The sequence below is a fragment of the Nocardia glycosmidis genome, from assembly GCF_052545115.1.
Genome location: NZ_JBQWRH010000003.1, coordinates 228,234 through 241,700, shown reverse-complemented (window position 1 = coordinate 241,700; position 13,467 = coordinate 228,234). Strand labels below are relative to the sequence as shown.

Here is a 13,467-nt window from a genome sequence, read left to right as displayed (position 1 = left end):
GTATTGCAATACGACAGCATCGGCCTCCCTCCCCGGCATCCGTCGGGTAACTTCAGTGTGAGCAACGGGAGGAACGAGGGGCCTGAGATGGTTCGGACGCAACGCATCGCACTCACCGCGTCATGTCTGGCATTGGCAGGATTGCTGACCGGATGCGGGGGCGTGGTGGGTAAGGCAACGGCGGGGGAGATCGATGTGCGGACATTGGAAGTCGGCACCTATCCCGTCGATCGGCACCAGTACGAGCAAGACTCGAACGGCAAGGGCGCACTGCTCGAGGGCATGCGGATGTCCGACGCGGTGGTCCCGAGCGTGCGCATCGATCCCGCTCTGAAGGTGGGACGCGGCAGCACCGTCGTCGCGGACAGCGAGCAGGCACTCGACTTCGTGGCCAAGGTGTCCAAACCGGTCTTCGACAACCGCAAGCTCGTCGTCGGGTACGCCGTCAGCGGCGCCGACCGCCCCGATCCTGCGGGGCAGTCCAATCCGGCCCCCGCAGCCACAGCGGTCACCAACGCCGTATTCCGCTTCCCCGACGAGGCCACCGCAAAGCTCGCCGCCCGCGAGCTCGAAGACGTCGATATCGCTGTGTCACCGGACAACCGGAAATTGCCGTCCACCAGATATCCCGATGCCTACATTCACTGGCGCCCAGGCGTTCCCACAGTCGGCACCTTCATGGCCCACAAGGAATTCGTGATCTCCTTGTTCATCCAACGGCCCACGGCCGACGCCGACGACCTGGCGAAATGGGTCGACAAGACCCTCGCCGCCCAGGTCTCGCAGCTGGACAAGTTCACTCCGACGCCCGTCACCAAACTCGACAACCTGAAGGTCGACCCCGACAACCTGCTCGCTCGTATCGCGGTCGCCGACCGCGCAAACCGCACACCCGACCCGTCGACCTTCGCGTCGTACGGCGGCTACTACACCGTCCACCGCGCCGACGACGAGGCCGCGCACCTGCGCCTGCTCGAGGCCGCGGGCGCGGACCATACCGCCATCGCCGACGACAGTTACGTCATCCGCACCCGCGATGCGGCCGCCGCCTCGAAGCTGGTCACCGGCCTGCTGGAAAGCGAAGGCGCGCACTATGATCCCCTCGGCGCACCCAAGGACGTCCCGGACGCCAAGTGCCTCCAGCTCAACAGCAAAGGCGACCCGGAACGGGAGTACAAGTACCGCTGTTACGTCGCGTACAAGCGCTACGTCGGTGTCGTGACCAGCGACAAGGAACCGGACGTGCGACAGAAGGTCGCCGCGGAGTATGCGCTGCTGGCGAATAGCCTGTGAGTCGGGGGCGCGGCGGCAAGCAGGTATGCACTACCGGCCCGGTAGACCGAACGTCCCTCGAGTAGTATCCGCGACAAGTACGCGAACGAAGGGGGACAGCATTGAAGCACGCCGTGAGATCGATTCGGCTTCGAACCGCGTATGCCCTTGCAACGGTAGGCATTCTGGTGACAGCGGCTAGCGCCTGCGGCTCCGAGGTAACCGGCAATCCCGGCCGCATCGAGACCGATATTTCGCAGCTGAATGTCGGAAACTACCAAACGAAGCCACGCGAGATCGGCAACGCCAAGAGCGATACGCAGGCCAGGGCACGCGAGGCGCAGCGGCTGGCCGACTACGTGGCGTTGCCATACGAAGCGGATCAGACATACGTCGAAGACGCATGGACTGTCCGGCCACATATCGTGCTCAACAGAAAGACTCTGGGCCAGCTGATAATCAATGACACCTTCGATGATGTCGCCAAAGACCTGGTGGCGGGATGGGTCAATGCTTGGGCGACCGCCGACAACCCGGATCACAAACAGCGCACACTGAACCTCGCGGTGCTTATGTTCCCTGACGCTCAGACCGCCAAGACCGTTGGCCCAACACTCGAACACGACGACTTCACCTACAACAACGGCAATGAGCCGGTCTCGATCCCCAACTATCCGAACACGACTGCGCATTGGCGGCCGACCGTCTCATCCATCGGTTCGTGGACTGTCCACGACCGGTACGTCATCTTTATAAAGGTCGTCGATGACACCTCGGCGCCCGACCTCCCCGCGCTGACCGCGCAGGTCGAAAAGATGCTCGACGTACAACTCCCGCTGCTGGACAAGTTCCAGCCGACCCCGGCGGCAGAACTCCAACGCATTCCCCTCGACCCGCAAGGTCTTCTCGGTCGTACCCTCCCCAGCAATCCGGAGAAGCCGATACGTGCCGAGCCGGATGGCATCTATACCGGACGGGGATCACTGACGCTGCTGTTGAGTCCAGGACAGGAAATGCTGCCAGAACTCGAACGCACTGAAGTCGATCTGGTCTCCTTCGGCGACGCCGTCGTATTTCGAAGCAGATCCCAGAAGGGCGCCGAAGCCCTCTGGCTGGAGTGGCAGCCGTCGACACACCTACGGCCTGGCGAAAAGCAAGTCGAGGCACCACCAGGACTCGGCCAGAACATCGAATGCTACGCGCAGACGACCCAGTCTCTGGACAAAGAGCTCGTAACAATGAACCTCTGCGCCTTTCAGGTCGATCGATATGTCGCGCAAGCGGCTTCGAAGCAGCTCCAGGATCTTCATCAAAAAATCTCTGCCCAGTACGCTCTCCTGATAGCACGATGAGGACGATCCATGAAGAAACGATTGTCCGCTATGGCCGTCCTGACTGTTGCGCTGATTGCGGGCACCAGTTGCGCCAGCTCGATCGACGGTAAACCGCTGCCAGGCTTGGCGCCCGTCGATTTATCCTCTCTTAGAACCGGGGCAGCAGCCACCACACCCTCACCGTTCAAACTAGAATACGGCGCCAGCACGGCCATGCCCATCCGGTTCATCGAAGCACGCCGAATGCTCAACTACCTTGTGCATCCCTTCGATGTGGACAGCGATCTGACGCAAGTCGGATTTGTCAGGCTGATCGCCGACCCGTACACCATGACCCGGGATGGCGCACTGCCCGCAGCATACGCGCCCGTCGCCGAAAATAATAATCTCATCGCCGGTGCATACGTGTCGCGAACAAACGGCAGTTTACGCAGCACCAAGAAGCTGATCGTATCGATTCTGCGATTCGCGTCAGAAACTGACAGCAAGAACGCGGCAGACGATTTCATGAGAATAACCACTGAACTGAGCGAGCGTCATGCCTTTCCGATCGATGGGCACGCCGATGCACGGGCGACGTCCGCCGACGACCGTGGCGCGACTGCATTCCAACCACACGGCCCGTATGTCATCGTGATCAGCGCGGGGCTACCGGAGCCGGACAGGGACAAGGTCGCCGGAACCATAAAAAAGACGATAGAACTTCAGATAGCCCAACTCGATCGGCAGAAGCCTGTGCCACTCGACGACCTGCTGGATCTGCCGCTGGACCCCGATGGCATCATGCGGCGAGCGGCACCAAGAGCGAAAGACTACTCTGACCCGTTCCTGAGCAGCATTTACGACGAAGATTTCGGCTCTTTCGAACCCTCCGGGATACTCCATTTCGAGCGAAATCCGATCGAGGTCCGGAAGGCCTTCGAAGAAGGCGGCGTGGATCTGATCGGCCGGCGGGCCAGCACTGTCTATCGAGCCCGGGACCTCGCCGCCGCGATTCGACTACAAACCGCATTAACAAAACCCGGCAAGAACGATACTGTACTCGACCCGCCTCCAGGTCTCGGCGATGCACGATGCATACGGCTCGACGTGGCCGACCTGAATCGACTGTACAGTAGCTTTTGCGCGATTGTCTACGACCGCTACGTTGCCGTCGTTTTATCCAAATTCCCCGACCTGGCAAGGGTTGATCGACCTCTCGAGGAGCGGACAGCTGGTCAGTACTCAATTCTAGTGAAGAGTGAGTGATCGAATCATGCGGCGAAGCCTTCGCATATGCACCACTGCCTTTGCATTGATATTCGCGTTGTCCGCAAGTTCTTGCGGAGGCGACGATTCTATCCATAGCGATGCGGCAATCGACATATCGAAACTGGATTCGGGTAACTATCCAACCACCCCGAGGGATATCGACAGCACCAGGACCGACGACACGAGCGCGATCCGTGAAGCAATTCGAATCGGCGAAGCAACTCCTCTCGTCATGGACATTGACAACCGATTCATCTTCGACTATCACAAGTTCATCAGTCGAACAATCACCCCGCAGAGCTCTCCTAACTTCACTGGGATCAAATTGGAGTCTGGCGAGTTCAACGCAATTGCCCCCGGACTCGTAGCGGGCTGGTACACCTTCGGTCAGCGCCGGGAAAAATCAGACGCTGGGCGTGAGATCGAAATGGAAGTGATCCGCTTTTCCAGCGCGGATCGCGCCAAAACCGCGACGCAAGCGTTGGCCGACCGGACAGCCGGAGAGAGTTTCCGCATCCCGGAATATCCGGAGGCCCGCACTACCTACACCGCAAAGGTTGCATACGGTTCGCCATGGCTGGTGTCTTGGCTCGCCCATGGTGACATGCTTCTTTACGTGCGGGTCTATGACCCGATCAGCATCCCGTTCAATCCGGCTGAACAAGCTGACCTGGTGAAGCGGGCATTCGACAAACAGGTCGAGATGCTCAAGGGCTACTCCCCCACCCCGCTCGACCAGATCGAGTCGCTGCCACTCGACGTTGACGGGCTGCTCAGCCGCACGCTGCCTTTTGACAAGGACAACAAGCCCGGAGGATCCGACCGATCCGACCCCTCAGCGATCTTTCCCAAGCACGCGGCACTGCACTTCGACAGGCGTCCGAACGTGGCTATGGCCGCGTTCAACGACGCGGGACTCGACAACATCGCAGTATCGGCCACCACCATCTACCGCACACGTGACGCACCGAGCACCTCCCGGCTGATTGCCGCCCTGGAAGCGCCGGTTGTCGACGAGGACAACTACGCCAAGGTCGACAGCCCGGCTAACCTTCCCGCTGCGCATTGCTACAACGCCAAGCCCGGCATCTCTCGGGCGTCCGATTACCCACCGGTGTGTTGGATAGCGTTCGATCGGTACGTCGCAAAGGTGACCGGGCGCAACATCCAGGATCTACACCAGCGAACAGCGGCGCAATACAAACTACTGGCGAGCGGACGTTGATGGAGAAGACGGTCGACTCTGTGGGGCTCGACATTCCGCGGCTGATGCGAGTCGAACACCGGGCCACGGCTTGCTAGATTTCTCCGGAAGGCTCGTGTGTCCGGGCATTCGAATCATTGAGGGAGGACCGAATGGGGTTGCGGCCCGGTGCAATCGTTGGTGGGTACCGGGTGCTGCAGGTTCTCGGCAGCGGCGGGATGGGAACCGTCTATCTGGCTCAGAACCCAATCCTCCCACGTCGTGACGCACTGAAGGTCCTCAGTGCCGATCTCTCTACTGATGATGAGTTCCGGGCGCGATTCGAGCGGGAAGCCAACCTCGCTGCCGGACTGGACCATCCGAACATCGTTGCGGTGTACAACCGCGGCGAGGAGGACGGCCAACTGTGGATCGCCATGCAGTACGTCGACGGAGTCGACGCGGCCGACGAAGCCAGGAAGGGCCCTGCGGTCATGACCCCGCAACGGGCACTACGCATCGTGTCAGAGGTAGGTAAAGGGCTCGACTACGCACATCGACGCGGGCTCTTGCACCGAGACGTCAAGCCGGCCAACTTTCTCCTGTCCGCCGCCGAGGCGGGTGACGAGGAACGAGTCCTGCTAACCGACTTCGGCGTCGCGAAGTCAGCCGAGGACGGCCAAGACCTGACCGCAACAGGCAATTTCATGGCCACGGTTGCCTACGCACCGCCAGAACAGTTGGTCGGCACCAGTTTGGATCATCGCGCAGACATCTACAGCCTCGGCTGCTCGTTCTTCAAACTGCTGACAGGGCATAACCCGTATCCATCAACCATGCCCGCGGTTGTCATGATGGGGCACCTCCATGAGCCGCCGCCCACGTTGAGCGCGGTCCGCCCGGGGCTTCCCGCCGCACTCGATGCCGTGATCGAAAGGGTCATGGCGAAAGATCCCGCTCACCGATATAGCACGTGTCGGGAGTTCACACAGGATGCTGAGGCCGCGCTGTACGGCACTGCTCAGTTCATGGCGCCCGGCCCATCCCACGCCACTGATCCGAAGAACCCTCTGGCGACGCACCCGACTACAGCACCGTTCTCGCCACAGCCAGCAGCCCTCCGTTCGACCTATCCAACCGAGTCACATCGGCGCGAAGACACTGACCAGAGCCTGATCGCGACCCAGCGAAACAGTGGCGCCCGCCGCTTCCGCGTCCGCCGTCTCCTGGTGCCTGCCGTGATCACCTTCGTCGTCGCGGCCGCCGTAGCGGCTGGAACGTTCATCTTTGCCAATCAGTCGGATTCCACCGACGCTGGAGGCAGCGACCGGCTGGCCGAGGTGCGCAAGGCCCATCCGGAATTCGATGGCAAATCTGTTACTGCGTTCCACTTCGGCAACGCAACACTGTCCGTGACACTGACTCCGAGCACCCAGTCGAAGTTTCTGCAGGACATCGGTTTTAGATACAGCCCGAAATACAAGGCCGTCGGTGACGAGAAGTCTCCGCGTCCGCTTTCTGTCAACACCTATTCCTTGGACATCGACAGCGACGTCATCATCGTGCTCAGAGCGGATAGCAAAGCCGGAAACGGTGGCTTGGCTGCTCTTCCGAGCGGATTGTTGAACACCCAAGCCAAAATCGTGGTCGTAGACGATCCGTCGGCTGTTCAGGCCTTCCAGGTGTGGACCGACCAGTCACCCAAAGTGCTTGCGAACAAGATGATCCCCACTATCGCCAAGATCGTGACGAAGTAGACCGGGACGGTCGCCACGTCGTGACTGTGCCGAACTCTCGTACCTGACGCGGGATCTCGCCGATTGTTTGTGTCATGAATCGCACCTGTGGCAGAGGGTAGCGTCGCATCTCGAGGTACGGTACCGTGGGCACACGCCGGGGGGCTCACTCGTCGGCGATAGTGAGTATGCGGAGCGAGGGGGCGCAGGCATGGCAGATCGCGATAAGGGGATTGCTGGGGTCCAGCTCGGAGGGATCCCGTCGGCAAGTCTGGGCCGCTCCTCTGATCGACCGAACTTTCTCCGAGATTGATGGAACCGATCCATCCTCACTCGCGTCCAATCAGATGAAGAGGCCGATTGGGATCATCGGCCGGAACCGAAGGGAGCCACAGTGGCACCAAAGGCAAGCGTAGATGCGGCAGCGCTCAAGACCTTCGCGCACCAATGCGAAGACAAGCACTCCCGGCTGGTTCAGGAGATCCAGCGAGTCAGGGCGCATGAGGATGCCGTCACCGCCACATGGAGCGGCGAGGCTCGCGGAGCCTTCGATTCGTTCATGGAGCGCTACTACTACCAGGCCGATAAGCTGAACGACAAGCTGCTTCAGACGGTGGAGAACCTGGTGAATTCCAGTGGAAAGTTCAGCGCGCAAGACCAAGCATTCCAGCAGAGCGTGCAGTCGCGCGCCTCGAGCCTCGACCTTCCTCCGCTGTAATCAGTAGTTGCGATCAGGACTTTAAGGAGCTGACATGGCGACAAACGCCGTCAACAAAATTTCCGCTGACTTCTCTGCCGTCGAAGCCGGTGCTGCGGACATCCAGAACCAGGCCCAGGGCATCATGACCATGCTCGACGACTTTAAGAGCGAGGTCTTGAAGTTCGTGCAGGATAACTGGGAAGAAGGCGCAGCCTCCGAGGCATTCCGCCAGCTGCAAAGCATGTGGAACCAGCACGCAGAACAGTTGAACGTGACACTTAAGGGCGCGGGCCAACTTGTGAGCACCGGCAACGCCGAACTGCAAGGTACCGACAAGGCGCTCGCAGATCTCTTCTGAGTTTCGACAATTCGTGCCCTCGGCAGATTGCCGGGGGCACGAATTGTTTTGCGGGACACCGGAGTAAGCTCAGGCCGCATCACCTTGTCCTACTGGGAGAAGGATTTACGGCGTCGTCTGTATGGACGCCGCAAACTGCTCGCAGGTCGACGCGATCGAGTCCCAGCCGCCGATGTACTGGCATCCCGTACTGACCTGAAGTCCATACTCCACCAACACATGCCAGTTCACGGTTGAGCCGTCGCCGGGCTGTTCGGTGTAGGCAAGGCCCGATTTGCCGCCGAAGACGACGTCGCGCTTCAGCTCACTGACCGAGCCGCTTGGCCGCTGCTTCATCTGGGCGTCGAGATTCGCAGCGACCTGTTCATATCCGGTGCCCGCGGCGACTGTAGTCTGGATCACGGTGATGCGCACCCGATTTCCGTCCAAGGGGACGAGATCGACCCGAGACTTGCTCGAGTCGGGTGCCTGCACGAATCGCCATCCGGTCGGCATCTGGAAGCTGACGCGCCCAACGGTTTCCGACGCGGATTTCGGTGTAGTTGTCGGCGCCGGCAGCGCACCGGTCGACTGAGGCGCCGGGCCCGTGGCCACAGGTGTGCTCGTTGTGGAGGCGGTAGGTTTGTCTTCCGAGCTATCGAACGCGGACACGGCACCGATGGCAGCTGCGGCGACCACTCCGACCGCGGCAACGGCACCCAGCACATACATTTTGGTATTGCGACCGGACGGCTGCATCGCCGCAGCTCGCTGACGTAACGGCTGCACCCATCCCGTGGTTGGCAACGGCGCGACTTCGGGTTGATATGCCGGCTCCTGCTGCCGCCCCCGCACCAGATCGACACCAGCGATCGGACGAAGCTCGACATCAGGTCCGCAGACCTCCGAGACCGCCGACCTGATCAGATTCAACTTCGCGGGGTCGGAAACACCCACTGCCTGAACTACATCGGCGGGCTGCCCCGCGAGTAGGCGATCGACGAGCACGGACAATTCCGCCAGACCGTTCGAGTTCGGCTCGGCGGCGGCCAACGAAAGATTCGGTTCGTGCTCACAGGATTCAATGTGGATGCCCTGATGACTCCGGACAACTGCAGTTGCGGTGGTCGAAAGCGGACCGAATTCCAGGACGACCGTGCGCCTGCTGCGGCCAGTCCCGGCATCGGCGGCCACCGCGCGAACCGCCATATCCTCGAATACGACATCGGTGGCGACCCGGCGCACGGCGCTATCGACATCGGCTCGACGCCGACTGCCCCATTCGGTCGGGCATACCACGGTGACATGCGCACACGGGACGGGGATGCCTAGGTTCTGCATCACGGTACCGACCACCGCGGTCATTGCCTCAGCGGTGCTCGGAACGCGCGGCAGCAGTGCGATCCGGTCCGCTCCCACATACTGCACCGCGGAGATGACCTGTGTCGGCGGAGTAAGCGGCTCTCCTACAACAAGTTCCCCGTTGCTGCCCAAGAGCACTGACGGTGGCGCATCCCAATGTGTAGTAGGGCCACGCGCCCACACGCGGGTGTCCGTCAACACCAGATCGACTGTCGGCATCACTCCGCCGGAGGCATCCACGCGAGCTGGATCAGGCCCTCGCCGTTTCGCGTGACGTAGGTGCCGCGGCCGGGCGGCTTCGGGCCCGGTCGGGTCGTACCCATGAGCACACCTTCATCCCTGCTGCAGCTCATGATCAACCCTGCCGATCCGAGATCCTTCATCCTCGATAGAGCGGCGTCGTACATCGCGCGGCTCGCACCGCCGGATCGGCGGGCAATGATCACGTGGAAACCGAGATCCCGGGCATGCGGCAGGTGCTCCACCAGCGCCGACACCGGATTGCCGCTCGACGAGGCGACCAGGTCATAGTCGTCGACGATGACATAGAGTTCCGGGCCGCTCCACCAGGAGCGGTTGCGCAACTGCTGCGGTGTCACCTCGGGTCCCGGCGTTCGCTGGGTGACGTAGGCCGCAAGATCGGCCATGTTCTGGGTGAATTGTGCTGCGGTCGAACCGTAGCCGGCCAGATATCCGTCCGGCACAAGTCCGAGCATGCCGCGCCGGTAGTCACCAATTATGAAGCGCGCCTCGTTCGGGGTGTTCGACGCAGCGATGCCCTCGATAATCGAACGAAGCAGCGTCGTCTTGCCGCTCTCGGTGTCGCCGATGACGATGAAGTGCGGGCTTTCGTTGAAGTCGAGGTACGTCGGCGCCAGCTCGGATTCGTTGATACCAAGCGGAATACGCATGCACTTGACACCTGGCGTGACCTGCGACGGCCAGTGGCCCGCGAGCTCGAGCAACTGCTCTCGCGGCAGCATCTCCGGCAACATACGAGCTGCGGGCGCGGGGCGGCCAGGCGTCAGGCGGGCGATCGTGGCTACCGCATCCGAGACTGCTCGACCGAGGGTAGTTTGCTCGGAGCTGCCGTCGATCCGTGGCAGACCCGTCAACATGTGCAGGCACTCCGGCGTCATACCGCGACCGGGGCGACTCTGCGGGACCAACGCGGCGAACTTGCGGCCGAGGTCGGAATCCATGGGGTCACCCAGGCGGAGTTCGATGCGGGTGCCGATTTGGTCCTTCAGGGCGGGTCGTGCTTCGGCCCAGCGGTTGAGCGCGATGACGATGTGTACGCCGTAGGAAAGGCCCTGTACCGCAAGGTTCATGATCGGCTGCTCGAGCGGCTCGAAGTCCTGGCGGATCGAGCTGAAGCCGTCGATCACCAGGAAGACGTCGCCGAATGGATCTTCGTGGGCACCGGCTGCCGCGGGGCTGCTTGCCGGGTCCATGGCGCGCAGGCGGCGGAATTCGATCATCGACTCGATGCCGAGTTGACGGAACCGCGCCTCACGCTGGCGGACCACGGTGGTCATCTCCGCGATGGTGCGGCGAACCTTGTCCTCATCCAGTCGGCTCGCGACCGAACCAACATGCGGCAACCCCTCCAGGCTGGCCAGCGTGCCACCGCCGAAGTCGAGGCAGTAGAACTGCACTTGCTCGGCGGTGTGGGTCAACGACATCGCCATGATCAGGGTGCGCAGCGCGGTCGACTTGCCGGACTGCGGCCCGCCGACGACGGCGACGTTGCCGCGCGAACCGGACAGGTCGATGATCATCGGGTCACGGCGCTGGTCGTAGGGCCGGTCCACGATGCCGATCGGGGCGCGCAGCGTAGCCAACGGAGAGTAGTCGCCGGTGACGATGGAGCGCTGGATAAGCTGATCGAGCGTGGGAGCCTCGTCCAGCGGCGGCAGCCAGATCTCGTGCGCCGGGCGGCCGTGGCCACGGATCCGGGAAACCAGCATGCTCACGTTGGACAGCTGTTCGCCGTCGTCGTCGTGATGCTCGGGCTCCAGACTGGGCTCCGGCGGCAGCGGAACGCGGTCCGCGGCCCGGAAATCGGCATGTGTCGCGGTGAACAGCCGTGCGTGGACGTCGATTTCGCCGGACTGGGTGGCGATGGTGATATCACGCTGCGAGCCGCCGCCGACATAGGGACCGGAGACGTAGGACGCCTGAAAGCGTTGGATCTCACCGGAATCCGCCTTGAGGTAGCCACCGCCGGGGCTGTTCGGCAGGTTGTAGGCGTCCGGCACGCCGAGTACTTGGCGGGATTCGTTGGCGGAGAACGTCTTCAGACCGATTCGATAAGAAAGGTGGCTCTCCAGGCCCTTGAGCTTGCCTTCCTCGAGGCGCTGCGAGGCGAGCAGCAGATGCACGTGCAGCGAGCGGCCGAGGCGGCCGATCATGACGAACAGTTCGGCGAAATCCGGGTGCTGGGTGAGCAGTTCGGAGAACTCGTCGAGCACGACGAACAGGGCGGGCAGCGGGTCCAGGTCGGCGCCCGCGGCCCTGGCCTTCTCGTACTCGGAGACATTGGCGAAGTTGCCCGCCGCGCGCAGCACTTCCTGGCGACGGTTCATCTCGCCGGCCAGAGCGTCCTTCATCCGGTCGACGAGATCGGCTTCTTCCTCCAGGTTGGTGATGACCGCGGCGACATGCGGCACGCCGTCGAGGCCGAGGAAGGTAGCGCCGCCCTTGAAGTCGACCAGCACCAGGTTCAGCTGGTCGGGCGAGTGCGTGGCGAGCAGGCTGAGGACCAGGGTGCGCAGGAACTCCGACTTGCCGGAGCCGGTGGCGCCGATGCACAGACCGTGCGGCCCCATGCCGTTCTCCGCGGCTTCTTTGATATCCAGTTCCACCGGAAGGCCGTCGGCGCCGACGCCGAACGCAACCCGCAGGCGTTCCCGGCCGTAGCGCGGCCGCCAGGCGTGCTCCGGGTTGAACGTGCCGATATCGCCGAGACTCATCAGTTGCGCCCAGGTCGAGATCACCTCGGAGTCGTCGGTTTCCACGTCGCTGCTGCGCTGGGTCGCCGCGCGGTAGGGTGCGAGTCGACGCGCCACCTGCTGAGCCTGCTGCGAGCTGATCCGGTCGATCAGGGCGAAGCGTTCCTGATTGCCGGTCGCGCCGCGACCGACGCACTCCCCGTTCTCCACGATCATCTTGATGCCGCGGGACACGGCCAGGCGCGGCGCGTAGCCGCACAGGTCGAGGATGGTGACGCCCTCATAACCGGATTCCCGCAGCTGATCGTCCTCGGCCTCGAGCAGACCGCCGTCGACCACGATGACGATGTGCACCATGTTCGGGTTGGCCGGCTGGTTGCGCGAGTAACGGACCCGGTTGCCCAGCAACGGCTGCAGTCCGGCCATGGCTTCGCGAATCGAGCCGTAGAACATGCGCTGGCTACCGATGCCGTCCTGCGTGTCCGGATGCTGGGTGTGTGGCAGCCACTTGGTCCACTCCCACTCCCCCGCCGTGTCCGGTCCGCAAACAACCGCGACGAGCACCTGGTCGGGCGCCTGGAACATGCACAGCTGCACCAACATCGCGCGCGTCATTTCCCGCGCTTCACCGCGATCGCCGTCGAGCGCGATGGTGGCGAAACCCTTGACCGCGATCGCGGTGGGCAGGTCCGGCACGGTGGAGTGGGCTCGCACGAAACGGCGCAGCGAGACGGCGGCGATCGGCTCGAGCTCTTCGACCGGGCCGGTCTCCGGGGCGACCAGCCTGGTCGCCAGGCGCTGACCGCCGATGCCGATGCGGGCGTGGCAGAAGTCCTTGTCCCCCGCGCGGCGTTCCCACATGCGGCTGGTGCCGGCGAGCATCCAGACCAGCTCGGGCTCCGGATGGCTCCACTCGACGGAAGCCCGCTGCTGGCGCGCGGTCTCGTCGACGTCCTTGCGGACCTGATCGAGGTAGCGCAAGTAGTCCTTGCGATCCTCGTTGGCCTCCGCGGCCTTCTGTCCCTTGCCGCCGCCCTGACCGGCGAACATGCCGACCATGGAGAACACCATCATGATCGGGAACATCATGCTCATCGGGTTCGACGCGATGCCGCCGCCCTGGGTGAACATCAGGGCCATCATGCCGACCATGCCGATCACCATCACGACCGGCATCAGCTTCATCAGCAGGTTTCCCGGTGTCACCCGGGGGATTTCGGGCGGCGGCTGCAGGGTGACCTCGCCGCCGGGCGAGCGCGGCATCTCGCGGCGCGCACGGCGCTGGAAGCGGACAGTGCTCATCGGCGAGAATCCCCCTTCGGATGCTGTGATACGGCC

General features: G+C 62.7%; 10 protein-coding genes. 8 read left to right on the top strand and 2 right to left on the bottom strand.

The features are described from left to right. Positions 1-87: 87 nt before the first annotated feature. The 7 genes from ACT86A_RS05145 to ACT86A_RS05115 all read left to right on the top strand — a co-directional run bounded on the left by ACT86A_RS05145 (position 88) and on the right by ACT86A_RS05115 (position 7,834). Complete coding sequence (locus ACT86A_RS05145) at positions 88-1,293, top strand: DUF7373 family lipoprotein (protein WP_445090827.1); 1,206 nt, start codon at positions 88-90, stop codon at positions 1,291-1,293. A 101-nt stretch (positions 1,294-1,394) separates the two neighbouring features. Beyond that, complete coding sequence (locus ACT86A_RS05140) at positions 1,395-2,624, top strand: DUF7373 family lipoprotein (protein ID WP_445090826.1); 1,230 nt, start codon at positions 1,395-1,397, stop codon at positions 2,622-2,624. A 30-nt stretch (positions 2,625-2,654) separates the two neighbouring features. Beyond that, positions 2,655-3,854: a DUF7373 family lipoprotein gene (locus ACT86A_RS05135; protein WP_445090825.1), complete on the top strand. Its 1,200-nt coding sequence runs from the start codon at positions 2,655-2,657 to the stop codon at positions 3,852-3,854. Next, a complete protein-coding gene (locus ACT86A_RS05130; protein WP_445090824.1) occupies positions 3,847-5,082 on the top strand; it encodes a DUF7373 family lipoprotein in 1,236 nt (411 codons plus the stop codon). The genes ACT86A_RS05135 and ACT86A_RS05130 overlap by 8 nt, the downstream gene beginning before the upstream one ends. A gap of 131 nt (positions 5,083-5,213) precedes the next feature. Next, on the top strand, positions 5,214-6,797 hold the full coding sequence (locus ACT86A_RS05125; protein ID WP_445090823.1) for a serine/threonine-protein kinase: 1,584 nt from the start codon (positions 5,214-5,216) through the stop codon (positions 6,795-6,797). A 373-nt stretch (positions 6,798-7,170) separates the two neighbouring features. Then, a complete protein-coding gene (locus tag ACT86A_RS05120; protein WP_445090822.1) occupies positions 7,171-7,494 on the top strand; it encodes a WXG100 family type VII secretion target in 324 nt (107 codons plus the stop codon). Between the two features lie 34 nt (positions 7,495-7,528). Continuing rightward, positions 7,529-7,834 (top strand): WXG100 family type VII secretion target, encoded by a 306-nt coding sequence (locus ACT86A_RS05115; RefSeq protein ID WP_445090821.1) that lies wholly within the window; start codon positions 7,529-7,531, stop codon positions 7,832-7,834. Between the two features lie 105 nt (positions 7,835-7,939). Here ACT86A_RS05115 and ACT86A_RS05110 read toward each other — a convergent pair whose 3' ends face one another. Further along, positions 7,940-8,668 carry a type VII secretion-associated protein gene (locus tag ACT86A_RS05110; RefSeq protein ID WP_445090820.1) on the bottom strand — a complete coding sequence of 243 codons (729 nt, stop codon included), beginning with the start codon at positions 8,666-8,668 and terminating at the stop codon, positions 7,940-7,942. A 213-nt stretch (positions 8,669-8,881) separates the two neighbouring features. Here ACT86A_RS05110 and ACT86A_RS05105 point away from each other — a divergent pair, with 213 nt between their 5' ends. Then, positions 8,882-9,145 (top strand): hypothetical protein, encoded by a 264-nt coding sequence (locus tag ACT86A_RS05105; protein WP_445090819.1) that lies wholly within the window; start codon positions 8,882-8,884, stop codon positions 9,143-9,145. A 248-nt stretch (positions 9,146-9,393) separates the two neighbouring features. On the opposite strand, the gene eccCa is transcribed toward ACT86A_RS05105, so the two are convergent. Beyond that, entirely contained in the window at positions 9,394-13,431 is a 4,038-nt protein-coding gene (eccCa, locus tag ACT86A_RS05100) for a type VII secretion protein EccCa (RefSeq protein ID WP_445090818.1), read from the bottom strand. Positions 13,432-13,467 lie beyond the last annotated feature (36 nt).